Source organism: Lentzea sp. NPDC020367 (assembly GCF_044387305.1).
Lineage (GTDB): Bacteria > Actinomycetota > Actinomycetes > Mycobacteriales > Pseudonocardiaceae > Lentzea.
The window spans coordinates 357,945-377,623 of record NZ_JBIRVV010000007.1; the positions used below are offsets into that span (position 1 = coordinate 357,945).

19 protein-coding genes are annotated in these 19,679 nt (G+C 69.8%); 8 read left to right on the top strand and 11 right to left on the bottom strand.

The genetic code is table 11. The features are described from left to right. The first annotated feature begins 8 nt into the window (after nucleotides 1-8). The gene (locus ACH413_RS29975; RefSeq protein ID WP_360042094.1) at nucleotides 9-809 is read left to right on the top strand and encodes a phospholipid scramblase-related protein; all 801 of its coding nucleotides are present in this window, start codon (nucleotides 9-11) and stop codon (nucleotides 807-809) included. Here the strand turns inward: ACH413_RS29975 and ACH413_RS29980 are convergent. After that, the gene (locus tag ACH413_RS29980) at nucleotides 790-3,726 is read right to left on the bottom strand and encodes a BTAD domain-containing putative transcriptional regulator (RefSeq protein WP_360042091.1); all 2,937 of its coding nucleotides are present in this window, start codon (nucleotides 3,724-3,726) and stop codon (nucleotides 790-792) included. The genes ACH413_RS29975 and ACH413_RS29980 overlap by 20 nt on opposite strands. Nucleotides 3,727-3,799: 73 nt before the next feature. Between ACH413_RS29980 and ACH413_RS29985 the strand changes: the two genes are divergently transcribed. After that, a complete protein-coding gene (locus ACH413_RS29985; RefSeq protein WP_360042089.1) occupies nucleotides 3,800-4,237 on the top strand; it encodes a hypothetical protein in 438 nt (145 codons plus the stop codon). Between the two features lie 114 nt (nucleotides 4,238-4,351). Here ACH413_RS29985 and ACH413_RS29990 read toward each other — a convergent pair whose 3' ends face one another. The 6 genes from ACH413_RS29990 to ACH413_RS30015 form a co-directional block, all read right to left on the bottom strand. Beyond that, the gene (locus tag ACH413_RS29990) at nucleotides 4,352-5,278 is read right to left on the bottom strand and encodes a hypothetical protein (protein ID WP_360042086.1); all 927 of its coding nucleotides are present in this window, start codon (nucleotides 5,276-5,278) and stop codon (nucleotides 4,352-4,354) included. A 309-nt stretch (nucleotides 5,279-5,587) separates the two neighbouring features. Continuing rightward, nucleotides 5,588-5,785 (bottom strand): ferredoxin, encoded by a 198-nt coding sequence (locus ACH413_RS29995; RefSeq protein WP_360042083.1) that lies wholly within the window; start codon nucleotides 5,783-5,785, stop codon nucleotides 5,588-5,590. After that, nucleotides 5,782-6,975, bottom strand: coding sequence for a cytochrome P450 (locus ACH413_RS30000; protein WP_360042080.1), 1,194 nt, complete (start codon nucleotides 6,973-6,975; stop codon nucleotides 5,782-5,784). The genes ACH413_RS29995 and ACH413_RS30000 overlap by 4 nt, the downstream gene beginning before the upstream one ends. A 79-nt stretch (nucleotides 6,976-7,054) precedes the next feature. After that, on the bottom strand, nucleotides 7,055-7,618 hold the full coding sequence (locus ACH413_RS30005; RefSeq protein ID WP_360042077.1) for a TetR/AcrR family transcriptional regulator: 564 nt from the start codon (nucleotides 7,616-7,618) through the stop codon (nucleotides 7,055-7,057). Nucleotides 7,619-7,634: 16 nt separating this feature from the next. Beyond that, nucleotides 7,635-9,524, bottom strand: a complete 1,890-nt coding sequence (locus tag ACH413_RS30010) for a bifunctional polysaccharide deacetylase/glycosyltransferase family 2 protein (RefSeq protein WP_360042074.1) — start codon at nucleotides 9,522-9,524, stop codon at nucleotides 7,635-7,637. 82 nt (nucleotides 9,525-9,606) lie between these two features. Next, complete coding sequence (locus ACH413_RS30015; RefSeq protein ID WP_360042071.1) at nucleotides 9,607-10,026, bottom strand: DUF6542 domain-containing protein; 420 nt, start codon at nucleotides 10,024-10,026, stop codon at nucleotides 9,607-9,609. A 34-nt stretch (nucleotides 10,027-10,060) separates the two neighbouring features. Between ACH413_RS30015 and ACH413_RS30020 the strand changes: the two genes are divergently transcribed. Then, nucleotides 10,061-11,128 carry an LCP family protein gene (locus ACH413_RS30020; RefSeq protein WP_360042068.1) on the top strand — a complete coding sequence of 356 codons (1,068 nt, stop codon included), beginning with the start codon at nucleotides 10,061-10,063 and terminating at the stop codon, nucleotides 11,126-11,128. Nucleotides 11,129-11,137: 9 nt separating this feature from the next. On the opposite strand, the gene ACH413_RS30025 is transcribed toward ACH413_RS30020, so the two are convergent. Further along, nucleotides 11,138-13,369, bottom strand: a complete 2,232-nt coding sequence (locus tag ACH413_RS30025; protein WP_360042065.1) for a LuxR C-terminal-related transcriptional regulator — start codon at nucleotides 13,367-13,369, stop codon at nucleotides 11,138-11,140. 188 nt (nucleotides 13,370-13,557) lie between these two features. On the opposite strand from ACH413_RS30025, the gene ACH413_RS30030 reads away from it, so the two are divergent. Continuing rightward, complete coding sequence (locus tag ACH413_RS30030) at nucleotides 13,558-14,334, top strand: STAS domain-containing protein (protein ID WP_360042062.1); 777 nt, start codon at nucleotides 13,558-13,560, stop codon at nucleotides 14,332-14,334. 15 nt (nucleotides 14,335-14,349) lie between these two features. Here ACH413_RS30030 and ACH413_RS30035 read toward each other — a convergent pair whose 3' ends face one another. After that, entirely contained in the window at nucleotides 14,350-14,604 is a 255-nt protein-coding gene (locus ACH413_RS30035; RefSeq protein ID WP_360042059.1) for a hypothetical protein, read from the bottom strand. A gap of 156 nt (nucleotides 14,605-14,760) precedes the next feature. Between ACH413_RS30035 and ACH413_RS30040 the strand changes: the two genes are divergently transcribed. The 4 genes from ACH413_RS30040 (at nucleotide 14,761) to ACH413_RS30055 (ending at nucleotide 18,206) form a co-directional block, all read left to right on the top strand. After that, complete coding sequence (locus tag ACH413_RS30040; protein ID WP_360042056.1) at nucleotides 14,761-15,633, top strand: hypothetical protein; 873 nt, start codon at nucleotides 14,761-14,763, stop codon at nucleotides 15,631-15,633. 78 nt (nucleotides 15,634-15,711) lie between these two features. Then, entirely contained in the window at nucleotides 15,712-16,074 is a 363-nt protein-coding gene (locus ACH413_RS30045) for a hypothetical protein (RefSeq protein WP_360042053.1), read from the top strand. A gap of 132 nt (nucleotides 16,075-16,206) precedes the next feature. Then, on the top strand, nucleotides 16,207-16,878 hold the full coding sequence (locus ACH413_RS30050; RefSeq protein WP_360042051.1) for a response regulator transcription factor: 672 nt from the start codon (nucleotides 16,207-16,209) through the stop codon (nucleotides 16,876-16,878). After that, a complete protein-coding gene (locus tag ACH413_RS30055) occupies nucleotides 16,875-18,206 on the top strand; it encodes a HAMP domain-containing sensor histidine kinase (RefSeq protein WP_360042048.1) in 1,332 nt (443 codons plus the stop codon). The genes ACH413_RS30050 and ACH413_RS30055 overlap by 4 nt, the downstream gene beginning before the upstream one ends. Here ACH413_RS30055 and ACH413_RS30060 read toward each other — a convergent pair. Beyond that, nucleotides 18,162-18,782, bottom strand: a complete 621-nt coding sequence (locus ACH413_RS30060; RefSeq protein WP_360042045.1) for a hypothetical protein — start codon at nucleotides 18,780-18,782, stop codon at nucleotides 18,162-18,164. The two genes, ACH413_RS30055 and ACH413_RS30060, sit on opposite strands and share 45 nt — an antisense overlap. A gap of 16 nt (nucleotides 18,783-18,798) precedes the next feature. Beyond that, nucleotides 18,799-19,668: an exodeoxyribonuclease III gene (locus ACH413_RS30065; protein ID WP_360042042.1), complete on the bottom strand. Its 870-nt coding sequence runs from the start codon at nucleotides 19,666-19,668 to the stop codon at nucleotides 18,799-18,801. Nucleotides 19,669-19,679 lie beyond the last annotated feature (11 nt).

The following is a 19,679-nucleotide window of genomic DNA, read 5'->3' on the forward strand; positions in this document are numbered from 1 at the left end:
TCATCGGTGTGAACTTCGCGCCAGGCTGGTACCCGGACAACGCCGACCAGCGCTTCGTCCGCTGGTGGGACGGCACCCAGTGGACGCCCCACGTGCAGCCGCGCCAGGAGCAGGCCGACGCCCACCACGCCGAGGTGCAGATGGGCGGCACCGGTCAGGACCGCGTGGCGCGGCAGGTGCAGCGCGCCGGCGTCCAGGGCGTCGTCGGCGGAGGCGGTGGCACCCTGTTCACCGAGCCCGTCCTGGTCGTGAACCAGAAGGCGAAGCTCGTCGAGATGTCGAACTCCTACGTCGTGTACGACCAGCACGCCCGCCACATCGGCACGGTGGAACAGGTCGGCCAGTCCGGCGCCGCCAAAGCCCTGCGCGCCTTCACCAAGATGGACGCGATGCTCGACGTCCGCCTGGAGATCCGCGACGTGCAGGGCCTTCCGCTGCTGCGCATCACCCGTCCCGCGACGATGTGGAAGTCCAAGGTCCTGGTCGAGCGCGGCGACGGCATGCCGATCGGTGAGATCGTGCAGGAGAACGTCTTCGGCAAGGTCCGCTTCGCCTACGTGTGCAACGGGATGAAGGTGGGCGGCATCTACGCGGAGAACTGGCGCGCGTGGAACTTCTCGCTGCAGGACCACACCGACACCGAGGTCGCGCGCATCACCAAGACCTGGCAGGGCATGGCGAAGGCCATGTTCTCGACGGCGGACAACTACGTCGTGCAGTTCCACCGCCAGGTGCCGGACCCGTTGCTCAGCATGATCATCGCGTCCGGCGTCACGGTCGACACGGTGCTCAGCCAGAACCAGGGCTAGTCGCCAGCCGGAGTTCGTCCACCTCGGCCTGGAACCCGGCCGCCGTCAGCGTTTCCTCCGCCAGCTGCCAGTGCTCGCGCGCCTCGTCCCGCCGCCCGGCGCGCTCCAGCGCGTTGCCCAGCACCCGCAACGACCGCCCGAACTCCGGCGGCGACCCCATCTTCCGAGCCTGTTCCATGGCGAGGGAGGCCAGCGTCAACGCCTCTTCCGCGGAGGAGGCCATCCCGGACCTCAGGCGCCACACCCAGATGCGGCCCTGCCGGTCGTCGTGCTCCTCGAAGAACTCCCAGGCCTGCCGCAGCTGGTCCTCCGCGAGGGAGTCCTGCCCCGACCGGATCAGCGTGTCCGCCAGGAACAGCCGGATGTTCGCGGCCAGGTCCGGGTCCCCGAACTTCTGCGCGGCGGCGAGGGACGCCCGCAGGAACTCCTCCGACAACGTCAGTTCGCCGGTGAACTGGTGCAACCGCCCCAGTTCCAGCGTGGCCATCAACTCGCTCTGCGAGTCCCCCATCTGCCCGGCGAGCCGGCAGGCCCGTTCCAGGTAGCCCTGCGCGGCGACCAGTCCACCGGCCCGGCGCTCGATGGCGCCCAGCGAGCACAGCACCTCGATCTCGCCGTGCGGGTTGTCGGAGGCGGCGAATCGGGCCTTGGCCTCACGATGCGCCTCACGGGCCTCCGCGGACCGTCCGCTCCACTCGTGCATCCAGCCCATGCCGTACCAGGCGTAGGCCTCGCCCCACACGTCTCCGGCGGCGGCGAAACCCTCCTGTGCGGCCTGGAAGTGGGCCGAGGCCGCGGCGTAGTCGTGCAGCCGGGCGCTCAGGATCCCGCGCTGCTGGAACAACATCGGACGGCGGGACTCGGGCGCGCAGGACAGGCCGAGGTCGTTGATCTGCTCCCAGTCGTCGAACCGGGCCCGCAGGTCGCAGAACGCCGCCGACCGGATCGCCAGTTCGGCGGCCAGCACGCCCAGCCCCAGCGCCGCCGCCTGGGTGATCACGGCGTGGATGTTCAGCCACTCCGCGTCGAACCAGTCGGCCGCGTCACCGAGGTCGAACCGTTCCAGCTCAAGGGGTTCCAGCCGGACGCCCTGGTGCGGCAGCTCCGCGTCGGCCCGCACCGCCAGGTCGAGCCACTGCTCGAACAGCGGCTGGAGCGCGATGGCCGGATCCTCGGAGGCGGCCTCCCTGCCGAAGGCGCGCAACAGGTCGTGCAGCCGGTACCGCACCTGCCCCAGCGCGTCCCGGCCCGCGTAGTCGACCAGGCGGGCGTCGACCAGCGCCTCGACGTGGTCCTCGGCGTCGTCGAGATCGAGGCCCAGCAACGGGGACGCGACCCACGCCGGGAAGTCCGGGGTGTCCACCAGGGACAGCAGCCGGAACGCGGTCTGGCGCGTCTTGTCCAGGCCGTCGTAGGACAACGCGAGTGAGGCCCGCACGTCGAGATCGCCCAGCGACAGCTCGTCGAACCTGCGGCGTTCGTCGGACAACCGGCCGGCGAGCTTCGCGAGCTGCCAGTGCGGACGCGCCACCAGCCGGGCCGCGGCCACCCGCAACGCCAGCGGCAGCTTGCCGCAGTAGGTCACGATCTCCTGCGCCGCGGCGGGTTCGGCGGCACACCGGGCCTCCCCGACCGCGGCCCGCAGCAACGCCAGCGCGTCCGCGGACGGCAGCACGTCCAGCGGCACGACGTGCGCCGCTTCCAGCCCGGCCAGCGCGGCCCGCGAGGTCACCAGGGCGGCACCCGAGGTGGTCCCCGGCAGCAACGGCCGGACCTGGGCCTCGTTCACCGCGTTGTCCAGCACGACGAGGATCCGCCGGTCCGACAACAGGTCCCGGTAGAGATCGACCCGATCCTCCACAGAGGACGGAATGGCACCGCCGGACACGCCGAGGCCGCGCAGCAACCGGTCCAGCGCGGCCGCGGGTTCGACGGGCTTCTGCTCACCGCCGCGCAGGTTCAGGTACAGCTGCCCGTCCGGGAAGGCGTCCCGGACGGCGTGGGCGCAGTGCACGGCCAGCGACGTCTTGCCGACGCCACCGGGCCCGGTGATCGTCCAGGTGCCCCCGGCCCGCAACCCGGCGGTCAGCCGCACGACCTCGTCGGACCGCCCGGAGAAGTCACCGACCGCGGGCGGCAGCCAGGACGGTCCCGACTGGACGGCGACCGGCGCGGAAGAGCCCGCGAGGACCTCCATGTGCAGGGCGCGGAGCTCGGCGTTCGGGTCGATGCCGAGCTCGTCGGCGAGCACCTCGCTGGCCCTGCGGTAGACGTCGAGCGCCTGCGCCTGCTGGCCGGTGCGGTGCAGCGCGAGCATGAGCTGGTACCAGAAGCGTTCGCGCAGCGGGTGTTCCGCGACGAGCGAGCGCAGTTCGTCGACGATCTGGTCGTGCCGGCCCAGCTGCAGCTCGGCTTCGTTGCGGCGTTCCAGCACCTCCCAGCGCTGTTCGTTCAGGCGCTGCACGTCGGTCTGTTCCATCCGCAGCGACGACACCTGGTCCAGGGCAGGGCCGCGCCACAACGCCGCGGCCTCGCCCAACAGCCGCGCCTCCGTCTCCAGATCGGGCGCGCGCCGGGCTTCCGCGCGCAGCCGCTGGAACGTCAGCAGGTCGAGCTGGTCGTCCTCGACGTGGATCGAGTAGCCGGTCGGCCACGTGCGCACGAGTTTGCGGTCGGCCAGGTCGTCCAGCGACTGTCTCAACCGCATGACGTACGTCTGCAAGGTCGCGCGCGCCGCACCGGACGGCTCGTCGCCCCAGAGGTGTTCCATCAGCTCATAGGACGAGACCGGCGCGTTCGCCTTCATCAGCAACGCGGCGAGCAGGACACGCTGTTTGGCCGAGCGCAGCTCCACCGCCCGGCCCGAGTCGGTGACCTGCAACGATCCGAGAACCCTGAACTCCCACCGGCGTTGCATGGGCCCGATCCTAACCAGCCGGTAACCCGAGGTGTCAGCGAAATGTCAGCGGGCCGCGTGATGCTTCTCGCCCATGAAGCGGACAACCTTCCTCGCCGCCGCGGCGTTGTTCCTGGGAGTGGTGACGTCCGGCCAGGCCCAGGCCGAGAGCGCCCCCGGCTGCGGACCGGTGACGCAGATCGGCACCACCGGCTACATCGGTTCCGGCGGGCAGAAGTGGGCCTCGGTCAAGCAGTTCAAGGGCTGCGGCAAGAACTGGGCCTACATCTACACCTGGGACAGCGTGCACAACGCGGGCGCGCCCTACACCCCGCTGTTCGTCATCATCGCGAAGTGGGGCAGCGAGTCGTCACGTGAGCCGTACGCCCACGCGGGCCGCAAGGCGGGCAGCTACCGGCAGCAGGAACTCTGGTCCTACGGCACGGACACCCTGGACACCTGCACCAACGCGTTCGCCGAGTGGTACTCCGGCGCCGCGACCTACCGCGCCGAGACCAGCATCCGCTGCTGACGCACCAGACCGGAGCGGCGTCTTGGCCCCCCAGCGGGGCGCCGCTCCCCTTCAGACGGTGTCGCCGGGGCCCGAAGCCCAAACCTCTCCTCGGGCCCCGGTGACGCCTCCAACTCAGGCCGCTCCTTGTGACGTCATGAACTTCCCCAGACGTGACGCCAGATCGTCCGCGGCCTCGTTGCCCCGCAACCGTTCCGCCTCCTGCTTCAACGGCCGCATGCGATCCCGGGTGCGGGCCGAGCGGATGGGACCGGACACCGCGATCGCCTGTTCCCCGACCTCGCGCGCGCGTTCGGTGTCGTTCTGCACCAGGTGGTTCATCGCCAGCGCGGCCAGCCGGAACGACTGGCTGCGCGACGTTTCCTCTCCCCCGGCGGAAATGGCCCTGGTGAGCAGCGGGATCGCCGTCCGCGCGTACTTCACGTCGCACGTGCGTGCGAGTTCGGTGTGCACCATGCCGCCAATGGACACCAGGTCGGCGAGGTCGAAGAACCGCGCCCACGGCGGTGCGTCCTCGGCGACGGACTGTCCGAACTCGTCCTCAGCGCGTGCGAACTGGCGCAACGCCTGCCTTTCCGCGCCCATCTTCGCGAACGCCCACGCCTCGTTGGCGTGCAGGATCGACACGGCCAGCGTGGACCCGCTGGCCTGCGCGATGGGCAGACCTCGTTGGAACGACGCCAAAGCGTCCTCGGCGAGCTCGTAGTGCAGGTGCACGCGGCCCATCCGGTAGTGGATGTTCGCCTCCAGCGCGCTGTTGCCGGACGCGCGCGCGAGGCCCATCGCACGGCCGAAGTGCAGGTGTGCGGACTCCAGCAGTCCCATGTCGAACGACGCCCAGCCGGCCAGGTTGTGCAGGTCCGCGATGGCCACCTGGAGGCGGTGCAGGACCCGTCCGGTGGGGGCGGTGTCGAGCAGCGGGTTCGCCCAGTTCAGCAACGCGACGCAGGCGTCCCGGCAGGCACCGCCGCCATATTCGTGATCGAGTGCCCGAAGCGCACTTGTCAGAGATTCGACATGCCGCACGTCGGTCTTGTCCACGCGAGCCGGAAAAGCTTCGCCGCTGACCATAGGTTGGCCCTCCTGACGTGCGCCGCGCACCCGTTGCAGAGGTACCCGCTACACACCGCCGGTATTCACCGCGCCGCCGCCACCATCCCTCTGTCGGGCCTGGTCGGGAAGGGTCTTTGGACTCTCCTGGAACACGTCGGCGCGGCCACCACAACGCCGTGGTGGCCGCGCCTACGATTTCGGACGGCCGTGGTGATCGGAAAGGGGCCAACAAGGTGTCAACACCGCCGAACTGAATCCATTTCCGGTAATTGCTCCTCACCGGAACGGCCGATCAAGTCACTCTTCCAGGCTCACCACCTGAGCGGGACACCTGTCCACCGCGTCACGAACGCCCGGCAGCAGGTCGGCGGACGGTTCGGCGACCAGCACGAGGCCGAGCCCGTCGTCATCCGACTGATCGAACACGTCCGGTGCGGCGAGCACGCACTGGCCCGATCCGATGCACTTCGTCTGGTCTATCCGGACTGTCGTCACCAGACCACCGGAATCTCGGCGGCGCCATAGGTGATCATGTCGTTGCGGTACCTCAACTCCGTCACGGGCACGGCGGGCCGCAGGTTCGGGAACCGTTCGAACAGCGACCGCAGCCCGATCTGCAGCTCCGCGCGGGCCAGGTTGGCGCCGAGGCACTGGTGCGGCCCGAAACCGAACCCCAGGTGCGACACGGCGTCCCGTTCCAGGTCGAGCTCATCGGCCCGCGGGCAGAGCGCCTCGTCGAGGTTCGCCATGAGCGACACGCTCACCCAGTCGCCTGCCCTGATCAGCACGCCGTCGACCTCGACGTCCTCGGTCGCCCTGCGGATCAGGCCGGAGCCGCCGAGCTGGCCCACCGTGTACCGCATCAGCTCCTCGACCACCACGTCCGCGCGGCTCGGGTCGCGCTGGAGGATCTCCAGCTGGTCGGGCTTCTCGAACAGGTGCAGCGTGAACAGGCCGAGGAAGTTCGACGTGGTCTCGTGCCCGGCCGCGAGCAGGCCGATGCAGAGGAAGATCAGCTCGTCCATGCTGAAGTCGGTGTCGTTGGCCATCAGGCCGATCATGTCGTCGTTCGAGCCGGCGGCCTTCTTCTCCGCGACGATCGGCGCGAGCACCTCGGCGAGCTTGGTGGCGTGCGCCAGGTACTCGTCCTTCGAGCCGTTCTTGCCGAACAGGTCGCCCGCCGTGGCCTGGAACAGCTCCTGGTGCTCCGGCGGCACGCCCAGCAGCTCGGCGATCACCAGCGACGGCAGCGGCAGGCACAGCGAGGTGACCAGGTCCGCGGGAGCGCCCTTGGCCTCCATCACGTCGAGGTGCTCGTCGACGATCTGCTGGATGCGCGGACGCAGCTCGTTCATGCGCTTGACCATGAAGCCGCGCGAGAGAGGGCGGCGCAACCGCATGTGCTCGGCGCCGTCGATGCCGTTGATGTTGCCCGGCTGGTCGGGGTCGAGCACGGTCTCGCCCTCGTCGGTGCGCATCTCCGGCTGGCCGCCCTTGCGGGTGCTGAACCGCGCGTCGGACAGGACCTGCCGGACACCGGCGTAGCTGGACACGACCCAGGCCTCGACACCGTTGGGCCAGAGCATCTTCACCGGTCCGTCGCCGACGGCCTCCGGAAAGCCGGTCGGCGGCTGCAGCGGGTGGTCGCGCTCGTGCAGGACCGGGCAGACGGCAGCTTCAGTCACGGGAAATCCCCCTCAACAGAACAGAACTGTTCTTTTGAATCCATGACCGAACGTAGCGAAGAAACTACTCCCTGACGAGTTATTTGGTCCGAAAGGTGCCGATGAGCGGTCTCAACAGGCCGTCGACGATGCTGTCGATCACGCCCGGTTCCTCGGACCGCAGGACGAACGTCGAGATCAGCGCGGTGATGAGGACGTCGGCGTTCAGGTCGCCCGGCAGTTCGCCCCGGTCCTTCGCCCGGTCCACGGCGACCCGCAGGTGCTCGGTGTAGGCGCGGTCGACGTGTTCCTCGCGCAGGCACGCGAGGTCGGCGTCCTGGCGGCTGCCCTCGAGCAGCCCGAGGAAGATCCCGGCGGTGTCGAACGGCCTCGGCTCGTACCACGCCAGCAGGATCTGGCGGACGTCCTCGGCGAACGTCCCCTCGTCCGGCTGCGACAGCTGGGGCAGGTTGGCCTTCAGCGCGTCCGTGATGAGCCGCGCCTTGGACGGCCAGCGCTGGTAGAGGCTCGCCTTGCTGGCACGTGCCCGGCCCGCGACCAGGTCCATGTTGAACCGCGCGTAGCCGACCTCGGCCAGCACTCCGAGCACGGCGGCGAAGACCTCCTGCTGACGCGCCGGTGCGTCCAGGGGCGTGCGACCCACACCGGCCTCCCTCGGCTCAGGTGACGTGCACCGTACCGGGAGCGTCCATGAGCCGGCCCGTGCGCCGCACCGACATCCAGCGCAGCTGCGTGCCGTGCACCGCCGTGATCAACGACTGGATCACCACGACGTACATCAGCTGCCGGTACAGGACCTGTTGCAGGGGATAGGCCCACAACGGCTTGAGCGACTCGCCGTCGAGCCGCAGCGCGTAACCCGCGCTCGCCGTCTGGATCAGCAGGAACACCGCCCACACGATCAACGCGAGCGGTGCGTCCGCGACGAGGAACCCGTACAGCACGAAGAGGTCCATCACCGGTGCGAGCAACGGCAGCAGCAGGTGGAACGCCAGCAGGTAGAGGATGCCGAACCGGCCCATCGGCCCGTTCTCCACCAACGCGCCGCGGTGCTTCCACATCGCCTGGAACGTGCCGTACGACCAGCGATAGCGCTGCTTGAACAGGCCGTGGACGGTGGCCGGCGCCTCGGTCCAGGCCTTGGCCTCCGGACGGTAGGCGACCCGCCAGCCCGCGCGCGTGACGGCCATCGTGAGGTCCGTGTCCTCGGCCAGCGTGTCGTCGCTGACGCCGCCGACGTCGACGAGCGCGGCCCTGCGGAACGCCCCCACCGCGCCCGGCACCGTCGGGATGCAGCGCAACGCGTGCAGGATCTGTCGGTCCAGGTTGGACCCCGCGCAGTACTCCAGGTGCTGCCAACGCCCGAGCAGACCCTGCCGGTTGCCGACCTTCGCGTTGCCGGAGACCGCGCCGACGTCGTTGTCCGCGAACGGCTGCACGAGCTGGCCGACCGTGTCCGGCTCGAAGATCGTGTCGCCGTCCACCAGCACGAGCACGTCGTGCGTCGCCTCGCGGATGCCCGCGTTCAGCGCCGCGGGCTTGCCCTGGTTGGTCTGGCGGATCACGGTGACGCCGGGGAGGTCCAGTTCCTCGGCGATGTCCGCGGTGCCGTCCGTCGAGCCGTCGTCCACGACGATCACCTCGACGTCGGCGAGGTGGTTGTTCCCGGCGATGGACCTGACGGTGGCGACGATGTTCAGCGCCTCGTTGAACGCGGGGACGACCACGGAGACCGGCGGCGCGTGCCACGGCGGCGGCTCCTCCTCGCTCTCGCGCCGCAGCCGGCGGTCGGTGTGCGCGAGACCGAGCTGCATGAGGGTGCGCAGCAGGCCGAGCAGGGCGGCGATCGCGATGGCCGTGCCGAACAGCACGAGCACGATGCCGCCGTTGCGCTGCGACCACGTGGTGACCGCGCCGGTGAACCGTTCGCGCGTGGAGGCCGCGACCGGCTGCTCGTCGCTGATCAGCACGAACCGGTAGCCGGGCTGCTTCGCGAGCTCACGGGCGATGTCGCCGCCGATGCTGCCGTCGTCGTGCAGCCGGACGACGCCGCCCTTGTCCTGCAACGCCATCCGGACCAGCGTGCCGATGTCCTGGTACTCGCGGTCGCCGCTGTCGACCTCGGCAGGAGCGCCGACCAGTCGCGTGTGGACACCCAGCGCGTCGGCGAGCGCGGCCTGCGCGAAGGCGAGGTTCAGCGAGCCGGCGAGATCACCCTCGGCGCGGAACCCGTCGAGGCCGATCCGGTGCCCCTCGGCGACGATCCGCCGCGCCACGTCGGGATGGCGGGTGACCTGGGCCCCGGTGACGTAGAAGGTCGCCTTGATGCCGGCGGCCTGCAACCTCTCCAGGGTGCGCGGGGTCCACTTCGGGTCGGGGCCGCCGTGGAACGCCAGCGCGAGCGTGCCCTCCGGCAGCTCGCGGTGCTCTCCCACCTGCTGCACGGGCACGGGCCTGAGCGCGGCGTAGGCGTGGAACGACACCACGCTCATCAGCACGAGCAGCCCGAGCAGGATGGAGATCCAGTGCAACCGTGGCGTGCGCTTCACCACGCTCCCAGCAGCGTGCCGCCCACCACGGCGGCGAACAGGATCAGTCCACTCGCGACGGACCAGCTGATCAGCCTCGCCGCTACCCGTCTACCGCCGCTTCTGTCGACGAAGACCTGCATTTCCTTCTGCCCCCAATGAAAACGCGGACGACCGTGACCACCAGTGCCGCGCCGACCGCCGCCGCCATCCACGGAAACCCGTTCACCAGCCACGGGATCGCGTCTGCGGCGAACTCCTTGCTGCTCCCCCACGACGGCAGCCTCTTCGACTGCCGCTCCCAGGCCGCGTTGCCCACCGCGACGACGACGAAAACGAGAGGTGGCGCCGGTGCCACCGTCCACAACCCGATGCGACGAACCAGTGCGGAGGCCACGACCGTGCCGCCCACCAGCCACACGCCGAAGGCCCAGCCGATGTCGCCCCCGTCCACCCAGACCCCCGTCTGCGTGAACACCGCCAGCATCGCGAGCGCGGCGAGACTGGGCAGTTGAACCCCCATGAACACCTAGAATAGTTCAGGGGGTGTCGTGTTCATGCAATCAGGTGGTGGCTATCACCGCACGGTCTTTCTCGTCCTGACGCGCACCGCCTGGCTGGGCCTGAGCGCGGTCCTGCTCGCCGCCTCGGCGTTCGCCTGGTCCACTGTGTCCACCATCTCGACCGGCGTCGAGCGGTCCTACGCGATCCCGGACGACGCGCCCCGGTCGGAGTCCGGCCGCAACATCCTGATCATGGGCCTGACCACGAGGCTGGACCTGCACGGCGAACCGCTGCCCGACGACGTGCTGCGGCGCATGCAGGCGGGCGAGAGCGACCGCGGCGGCTACAACGCGAACACGCTGATCCTGTTGCACATCCCCGCTTCCGGGCCCGCGGTGGCGATGTCCGTGCCGCGTGACAACCTCGTGCCGCTGACCTCGGGCGGCGAGGGCAAGATCAAGGAGGCCTACGGCCGGGCCAAGATCGTCGAGGAGGACCGGCTGCGCGAGGCCGGCACGCACGACAAGCGCGAGCTGGAACGCGCCGGGCGTGAGGCGGGACGCAGGGCCCAGGTGCAGACGGTGTCGGCGTTCCTGAACCAGCCGATCGACCACCTGGTGGAGATCTCGCTGATCGGGTTCTTCCACGTCGCCGAGGGGCTCGGCGGCGTGGACGTGTGCCTGCGCAACGCGGCGAAGGACCCGTTGTCCGGCGCGGACTTCCCGGCCGGGCCGCAGCACCTCGACGCGGGCCAGGCGCTGTCGTTCGTGCGGCAGCGGCACGGTCTGCCGAACGGAGATCTGGACCGCACGCGGCGGCAGCAGGCGTTCCTGTCGGCCGTGGCGAAGAGGCTCAAGGGCGCCGACGTCACCGCCGTGCAGGCGATGATCGACATGGCGAAGCAGGACGTCGTGCTGGACGCGCGGTTCGACCTGATCGAGTTCGCCAGGAACATCCCGTCCGAGGTGCGGTTCGACACGCTGCCGATCGAGGGCGGCGCGCACCTGGGCGGGCTCGACGTGAACAGGGTGGACCAGGCCAAGGTGCGGGCGAAGGTGACCGAACTGGCCACCGCGCCGCCTCCTCCGCCGCCGAACGACGGCATTCCGTGCATCGACTAGCCGCGTCGACTAGCTGCGTCGCTCGGTGACCCAGGTGGCGATCTGCGCGCGTGAGGTGAAGCCGAGCTTCTGCAGGATCCGCTCGACGTGCCCCTCCGCGGTCCGGCGCGCGATCACCAGGCTGGCCGCGATCTCCTTGTTCGAACTGCCACCGGCGATGAGGTCGGCGACCTGCTGCTCGCGGCGGGTCAGCGGGGTCAGGGCCGCGACGGGTGCCGGGTCCTCGGCCTGCTCCTCACCGATGGCGAACGCGATGGCGTCCTCCAACTGGAAGTCCATGCCCTTGCGGAACATCTCCCGGAACTCGTGCTCGCCGAGCGCGGAGACGGTCGCCGACTCGCACTCGCCGTGCGGGGTGCCGAAGTAGCGCGACCCGAACATGGGATAGCCCACCGACTGCCAGATCTCGTTGGTGGCGCCCAGCAGCGTGGCCGCGCGCACCGCGTCGCCCTGCGAGGCGGAGATCCAGGCCAGCACCTCTATCGCGAGCACGATGCCCAGCAGGTCGTGGAACGAGCGCTTCATCCGCAGGCACTCCCGGCCGAGCCGGTCGGCGCGCACGAAGTCACCGCTGACCCACGCGCACAGGGCCAGCCCGTAGACCGCGTACGCCTGCGCCCACAGCTCGCCGTGCTCCTCGCCGACGGCCCTGGCCTCGACGCAGAGCCGTTCCGCGGCGGCGAAGTCGTGCTGGAACGTCGCGGAGATCGCGAGTTCGATGCCGGCGAGCATGGTGTGGCTGTTGACCGTGCCCTGGCCCTGGTAGAGCCGCATGGCCTCCTCGAACAGGCTGTCCGCGAGGTCCAGGTCGTCGCCGACGAGGTGCGTGCAGCCGAGGCGGTGGGTCGCGTAGGCGAGCGCGGGCCCGTCGCCGGACGCGACGGCGTACTCGCGGCACTCGTCGAGCATCCGCGTCGACGCGGGCAGGTCTCCCTGCAACGTCGACACATAACCGTTGACCCACAACGCCTTGGCTCGCAAGGGGCCCGGTTTCGCGTTCGCCACGGCGCGGTCGAGCCAGTGCCTGCCCTCGCCGAGCATGCCGCAGCCCGCCCAGTAGAACCACAGCGTGCTGGCCAGGTGCACGCAGTGGTCGGTGTCGTGGTCGAAGCAGAAGTCCAGTGCGGACCGCAGGTTCGGGTGTTCCAGGCGCGTCAGCGAGAAGATCTGCGGCTGGGCGGGGCCGAACCACTCCTTTTCGCGCCGCTCGGCCCACTCGATGAAGTGGTCCCGGTGCCGTTCGCGCATCACCTGCTCGCGGCCGGCGTCGCGCAGCTTCTCCAGGCCGTACTGGCGCAACGGCTCCAGCAACCGGAACCGGGTGCCGGACGGGTGCTGCTCCGACACCACGACCGACTTGTCGACCAGGCCCATCAGCGAGTGCATGACCTGCTCTGGCGCGACGCCGTCACCGGAGCAGACCCGTTCCGCGGCCTCCAGGTCGAACGTGCCGGAGAACACCGACGCCCGCGCCCACAGGATCTGCTCGGCCCGCGTGCACAGGTGGAAGCTCCAGTCGACCGCGGCGTGCAGCGTCTGGTGGCGCGGATCGCCGCCGCGCTTGCCGTCCGCGAGCACCCGGAACGTGTTGTCCAATCTGGACGACAAGTGGTCGAGGCTGAGCACGCGCAGGCGCACCGCGGCCAGTTCGATGGCCAACGGGATTCCACCGAGCAGGGCACAGATCCGGCTGACCTCGGCGTGGTTGCGCGCGTTGAGGACGAAGCCGGGCTCGACGGCGGCCGCTCGTTCGGCGAACAGCGCCAGCGCCGGGTCCTGCGGCAGCGGAGCCACCTGCCAGAGGTGTTCACCGTCGACACCGAGGCGTTCCCTGCTGGTGACGAGCACGCGCAGACTCGGGCCACCGCGCAGCAACGCGTCCACGAGGCGTGCGGTGGCCCCGACGACGTGCTCGCAGTTGTCCAGGACCAGCAGCATCTGCCGTTCGCGCAGGTGTTCCATCAGAACGGTGCGGTGCATGCGGACCGTGTCGTCGTGCACGCCCAGTTGTTCCAGAACGGCGTGCACGACCAGGTCCGGGTCGGTGACGCCGCCCAGTTCGACGAACCACACCCCGTCGCGGAACGCCCTGCTCGTCTCGGCGGCAGCACGCAGCGCCAGCCGCGTCTTGCCGACGCCACCAACACCCGTAAGAGTGACGAGGCGCGACTCGGACAGCAGCCTTCGCACCTCGGCGACGTCGTGCTTGCGGCCGACGAAAGTAGTTGTGTCAGCAGGCAAATTGCCTCTGCGACCTGGGGAAAGCGAACCGCCCACAGCCGCACCCTAGGTCGGTGCGATCGCCCGCTGCAACGCGGTCCCCCGGAGGCACCAACGCGGAAACACGGGTAGTTACACCCTAGGGCCCATGCGGTGACCCCCATCAGTCTTGAAGGCTTGGGGACGGGCCTGTGGGAGGGGACGGGATCATGGCCGGTGACAGCCTCGGGGTGGACGTCCGGGAGCAGAACGGCGTGCTCGTCGTCCGGCTCAGCGGGCGACTCGACTGGACGACGTACATGCGCGCGCAGGACGTGCTGCTCGACTACGCGACCAAGGAACTCGTCGGCGTGGTGGTGGAACTGGACGATCTCGTCGCCGAGTCGCCCGCGCTGCTCGTGCTGTTCGACGTCGTGTGGCTGTCCGCGGCGCGCTGGCCGGGCATCTCGCTGAGCCTCGTCGTGAGTGATCACCGCTTGCGGTCGACGCTGGAGTCACGCGGTCTCCCCCGGCACATCCCGATGTACTCGACGACACCGGAAGCGCTGGCCTCGGTGGTGCGGCTCCGGCACGAGGACCGGGTGGACGCGCAACTGCCGACGTGCCGATGCCTGCCGCACGTGGCCGAGCGGATCACCGAACGCGCCTGCGAACGGTGGGGCGTCCAGTCGTTGCTCGACGTGGCGCCTCAGGTGGCCGTGGAGCTCGTGTCGCACATCGAGGACGACAGCCCTCTCGCGCTGCTGCTGCGGATGCGCGGCGACAAGATGTCTGTTGCCGTGCGCACGACCGCACGCTTCGACCTCAAGCAGTGGCACGTCATGCGGCACAACGTCGCGTCCATCGCCGTCTGCAACTTCACCATGGGCGAGACGCCGGCCGGTGGCGGCCGGCACATCATCTGGGCGTTGCTCGACGTGCCGGAGGACAGCCAGCGGCCTCCGAGCCATCTCCCGGAGGCCGCCGTCTTCACCCACCAGGTTTAGTTCTTCCGGGTCGTTCTACCGTGCGTGCGTGACGGCGTTCATCGCGGCGATGCTCGTCCGGTAAGCCCTGACGAACTGTCCGTTCGCCGCGGTGTCCGGCGGCGAGTCCACGCACTGGTGCAACCAGCAGCGATGCCAGGCGCACGTCACTCGGGCTTCAGGGTCGAGGCCGAGCTCCTCAGCCAGGTCTTCGGCCTTCAGCACCGCCGTCAGCGTCGTGTCCACGACTTCGTCGGAGGTCACCAGCCGCAGGTGCGCGCGTCGCCTCATATGCACAGAATGCGCTCGCCAGCCAGAGCACGTATACCCGGATTTATACCTGCTCAATCACTTCTTCCGCCGGATTCCACTCGACACGGCCCCTCTTCTCAGCGGGTCGCGCGGGCCCTACGCTCGGATTTCAACGGCGGCGCAGAGGTGTACTCCATGGCGGATCCTGCGTTCTTCCCTCCTCCGCACTCCAGCCGCATCGGCACGAGCGATGTGGAGCAGCTGGAGGCGCAGACCCGTTCGCTGCGTTCGGTCGACTACCAGTACGGCGGAGGGGCGTGCCGCGACGCGGTCGTCGTGCGGATCTATTGGGCGCAACAGCTTCTGGACGCCGAAGCCTCGGACATCGTGCGGGCGCGCCTGCTGTCCGCCGTCGCGGATCTGCACAACCTGGCCGGGTGGACGTCGTTCGACTGCGGCCAGGTCGGGGCCGCTTACCACCATTTCGATCGTGCACTGGATTTGGCGCGGCACGACGAAGACCTGACGACCAACATCGTTTACCGGCGTGGGCGCGTCCATCTGCATCACGGCGCACCGGGTGATGCGCTGGCTTACTTCCAGCGGGGCGCTTTCGCGCCATTGGCGTCGAGCATCATGTATTTGAACGAGGCGTGGGCGTACGCGCGCCAAAGCCGTTCCGCCGAGGCGTTGCGCGCACTGGGCAGGGCACACGACTCGTTCGCGTCCGCGGACCTGGCGCGCACGCCGGACTGGGCGCGGTTCCACGACGAGACCGACCTGACCGCGATGACCGGCACGATCCACGCCGAGCTCGGTGACACCCGGCTGGCGATTCCGGCGCTGACGTCGGCGATCGAGGGGTTCGGGCCGGCGATGGCGCGCAGCGGCACGTTCTGCCTGACCGCGCTGGCCGCCTGCCACTTCCTCGACGGCGACCTCGACGAGGGGCAGGCCGTGGGGCTGCGGGCGGTGAGCGCGGCGGAGGAGCTGCGGTCGGAACGGGTGTGGGACCGGTTGCGGCCGATGGCGCAGGCGGCGGCAGCGCGGGGCGTCTCCCTGCGCTGACGACGCCGGGGTGATCTTTGCAGAACCCGAACATTCGGCGGACCGTGCTCTGATCGTGGGCGGTCATCGTTCTGTGCCATGAACATTTCGCGAATCGGTGGGATCGTGCTGGGGATGCTGCTGCTGGGCGCGGGCACCGCGTCGGCGCAGGAACCGATCACGATCAGCCCCGAGAAGGTGCAGCAGATCTGCTCGAACCGCGTGCCTCGGGTCGAGGCCAAGGTCAAGGCGCTGACCGACAAGATCAACGGCAGTCCGGAGACCCTGGGCTCGAAGAAGTGGATCGAGCAGAAGGCCGCCGACGCCCGCAAGGCCGGCAACACGGCCCGCGCGGACGTCCTGGACGCGCGGCTGAAGCTGCGGGACGCGCAGCTCGTGAAGCTGGCGAAGGCAGGCGAGCGCGTGGCCAAGTTCAAGTCCGAGCACTGCGGGTCCAAGTGAGGTGGGTCGCGGCTCTGGTTCTGCTGGTGTCCCTGACGGCGTGCCGGGGTGAGGCTCCGGTGTCGGACCTCGATGATGTGGAATCAACGCTGAACAGCATCGAGTCGGACATCAACCAGCCGGGGTGAACGCGTGGAACGTGGCCTGGTGCTCGTCGTGGAGGACGAACCGGCGATCGCCGAACTCGTCGCGCTGTACCTGCGGCGCGACGGCTTCGGCGTGCACCTGGAGTCCTCGGGGGACGCGGCACTGGCCGCGGTCCGGTCGCTGTCGCCCGTGGCGGTGGTCCTGGACGTCGGCCTGCCCGTGCTGAACGGCATCGAGGTCTGCCGCGCCATGCGCGCCGCCGGTGACTGGACGCCCGTGCTGTTCGTGACGGCCCGCGACGACGAGGTGGACCGCCTGCTCGGGTTGGAACTGGGCGCCGACGACTACATCACCAAGCCCTTCAGCCCCCGCGAACTGGCACTGCGCGTGCGCACGGTCCTGCGCCGCTCGTCCGGCCCCGTGTCAGACGTTCTGCAGGTGGGTTCGGTACGGCTCGATGTCGGCGAACGGCGAGCGTTCGCCGGTGCGGACGAGGTGTCGTTGACGTCGACGGAGTTCGGACTGCTTTCGTACCTGATGAAGAATCCACGTCAGGTGTTCTCGCGCGAGCAACTACTTTCCGCCGTGTGGGGCTACTCCTCCGTGGCCGGCACACGAACCGTCGACGTCCACATAGCCCAGCTACGAGCCAAGTTCGGCACCTTGAGTCCAATTCGGACAGTGCGCGGCGTCGGCTACTCGGCGGACGCGTCGTGAACCTCGCCGGCCGAATCGCGTTGCTGTGCCTGGGAGTCGCGTTCGTGGCCGTCGTCGTCGCCGGCTTCGTGTCACTGCGCCTGGTGCTCTCGACCTCACAACAGGTGAGCCGCGAGTTCCTGCGTTCCCAGGCCGACGTCGTGGCGGGCCAGATCTCGAACAACCGCGTGGAACAGATCCTGGAGGGCCAGGACATCGCGATCGTCCGGATCACCGCCTCAGGCGACGTCACCGGCGACGACCGCGCCGCGGTCCGCGCGGTCCGTGCCATCGAGTACCGCGGGGTGCTGTCAGGTTCTCCTGTGTCCGGGGTGAGCGGCCGTCTGAACGTGGAAGCCCGTCCGTCGGGGGCGGGCGGCTTCGCCCTGGTCCAGGAGACCGAGACCACCGGCACCTACCGCAAGCTGGTCCGCAACATCCTCGGTGCCCTGGGCATAGGCCTGGCCGTCGCCTGCGTCGCGGGCCTGGCCCTGGGCACGTTCCTGGCCCGCCCGCTACGCCGAGTCGCCTCCGTGGCCCACGCCATGAGCGCGGGCCGCCGAGACCTCAGAGTCCCGGTCGCCGGCACCCACGAACTGGCCGAGGTGAGCACGGCCGTGAACTCCCTCGCAGACGCGTTGCAACGCAGCGAATCCCGCCAACGCGACTTCCTGCTCTCCGTCTCCCACGAACTACGCACTCCTCTCACCGCCGTGACGGGCTTCGCGGAATCCCTGGCAGACGGCGTCGTCTCCGGCGCACAGGTAGCCCCCGTCGGCACCGTGATCCTGGAGGAGTCCCGCCGCCTCGACCGCCTGGTCACCGACCTGCTCGACCTGGCCCGCCTGGGCGCCGACGACTTCCGCCTGGACATGGCGACCGTGTCCCTGGAACCGGTCGTCCGCACGGCAGCCGAGGTGTGGCACGCCCGCTGCCACGCCCGAGGCGTGAACTTCTCTCTTGAGGTGTCCGCCTCGCCCGTCGTGCAGGCCGACGCACGGCGCCTGCGTCAGGTCATCGACGGCCTGATGGAGAACGCCCTGCGCGTCACCCCGGCCGGCCGCCCCGTCGTGCTCGCGGTGTCGTCCGTGCTGCAGGTGCGGGACGGCGGGCCCGGGCTGGCGGCCGAGGACTACGCCGTCGCGTTCGACCGCGGGGTGCTGCACGCGCGGTACCAGGACTCCCGGCCCGTCGGGACCGGGGTGGGGCTCGCGCTGGTGCACGGGCTGGTGACGCGGATGGGTGGGACGATCACGGCCGGGCCTGCGGCGGAGGGCGGAGCCGCCTTCACCGTGACGCTGCAGTCAGGACCTCAGCAGGCGGGACGGGAACACGACGCGGCCGGCTGACGGCAGGGCCGCACCGTCCGGCGACGCTGCCGCGACGTCCCACACCTCCTGCAGGGCAACGAACAGCTCGTCGATCTGCGGTCCGGTGCGGGCGCCCAGCGAGTTGCTGCGCTCCCAGTCGACATCGCGCCAGGTGCCGTTCGACACCCGGCGTGCTGCGTTGGCCAACGGCCGCAACGAGGCCTGCAACCGGTACTCGAGCCCTTCGCCGACAGCCTTGACGCCGAGCCTGTCGATCGCCTCGGCCGCCGGTGGGAGCTGTGACCACGCCACCACGACGACGCGGTGCCAGATCTCGGGAGGGAACGTGTTCGCGAGGTGGTGGCTTTCGCCGATCGCGAGGTCCTTCAGCCTGCGGCCGGCCTCCAGCGTCTGCCCTACGTACAGCAGTCCCCACTGCAGCCACACCCCGTAGACGGCCGGACCTGTGAGACCGCCGGCCAGTGCGTGCCCGAGCTCGTGCGCGAACGTGTACCTGTGCCGGCGCCAGGCGAGCGCTGTCTGCTCGGTCGCGGCGACGTCGCGCATCGCGTGCCACCAACGGTCGAACGGAACGTCGGGTACTCCGGGGTCCATCTGATCAATCTAACGATCACTTCGCCTGCGGCAGCTTGACCTTCTTCTTCGAGCCCGGCGACGACGGCGGCGGCACCACAGGCCCGATGTCCCCGTCAGGGGCCTCGTCCAGGTCCACGATCACCGGCGCGTGGTCGCTCGGCCCGGTCCCCTTCCGGGCATGCCGGTCGATCCAGGCGGCCTTGGCCCGCGGCGCGACCGAGCTGGACGCCAGGATCAGGTCGATCCGCATGCCGAGGTCGCGGTGGAACATGCCGGCCCGGTAGTCCCAGTAGCTGAAGATGCGCTCGTTCGGCCACCGGTCGCGCACGACGTCGTGGAACCCCAACGCTTCGATGGCCTGCAAGGCGGCGCGTTCGGGTTCGGTGACGTGGGTCTGGCCGATGTAGGCCTCGGGGTCGAACAGGTCGGCGTCGGCCGGCGCGATGTTGATGTCGCCGCACACCAGCGCGTCGGCGGGGCCGGCTTCCAGCACGTCGCGGAGGGCGGCGAGCCATTCGAGCTTGTACTTGTAGTGGTCTGACTCGGGCTCACGGCCGTTCGGCACGTACAGCGAGTGGACGCGTACGCCGCCGCACGTCGCGGCTACGGCGCGGGCCTCTACGTGCGGGAAACCCGGTGCGCCGGCTACGCCTACCGCTACGTCTTCCAGGCCCACGCGGGAGAGCAGGGCCACGCCGTTCCACTGGGTTTCGCCGAACAGCGCCACCTCGTAGCCGCGTTCCTTCAGGGCGTCGCCGAGCAGCGCGGTGAAGGCGTCGTCGGCCAGCTTCGTCTCCTGCAGGCACACGACGTCCGGCTGTCGCTGGTCGAGCCACGGCAGCAGGCGGGGCACGCGTTGCTTGACGGAGTTCACGTTCCAGGTCGCCACTCGCACGCGCTCCACGGTAGTCACAG

What these genes read in the sequence shown, in the direction of transcription:
- ACH413_RS30020 (WP_360042068.1), top strand. Translation starts at nt 10,061, where the DNA reads ATGCAATCAGGTGGTGGCTATCACCGCACGGTCTTTCTCGTCCTGACG.
- ACH413_RS30045 (WP_360042053.1), top strand. Translation starts at nt 15,712, where the DNA reads ATGAACATTTCGCGAATCGGTGGGATCGTGCTGGGGATGCTGCTGCTG.
- ACH413_RS30040 (WP_360042056.1), top strand. Translation starts at nt 14,761, where the DNA reads ATGGCGGATCCTGCGTTCTTCCCTCCTCCGCACTCCAGCCGCATCGGC.
- ACH413_RS30060 (WP_360042045.1), bottom strand. Translation starts at nt 18,782, where the DNA reads ATGGACCCCGGAGTACCCGACGTTCCGTTCGACCGTTGGTGGCACGCG.
- ACH413_RS30035 (WP_360042059.1), bottom strand. Translation starts at nt 14,604, where the DNA reads ATGAGGCGACGCGCGCACCTGCGGCTGGTGACCTCCGACGAAGTCGTG.
- ACH413_RS29985 (WP_360042089.1), top strand. Translation starts at nt 3,800, where the DNA reads ATGAAGCGGACAACCTTCCTCGCCGCCGCGGCGTTGTTCCTGGGAGTG.
- ACH413_RS30030 (WP_360042062.1), top strand. Translation starts at nt 13,558, where the DNA reads ATGGCCGGTGACAGCCTCGGGGTGGACGTCCGGGAGCAGAACGGCGTG.
- ACH413_RS30015 (WP_360042071.1), bottom strand. Translation starts at nt 10,026, where the DNA reads ATGGGGGTTCAACTGCCCAGTCTCGCCGCGCTCGCGATGCTGGCGGTG.
- ACH413_RS29980 (WP_360042091.1), bottom strand. Translation starts at nt 3,726, where the DNA reads ATGCAACGCCGGTGGGAGTTCAGGGTTCTCGGATCGTTGCAGGTCACC.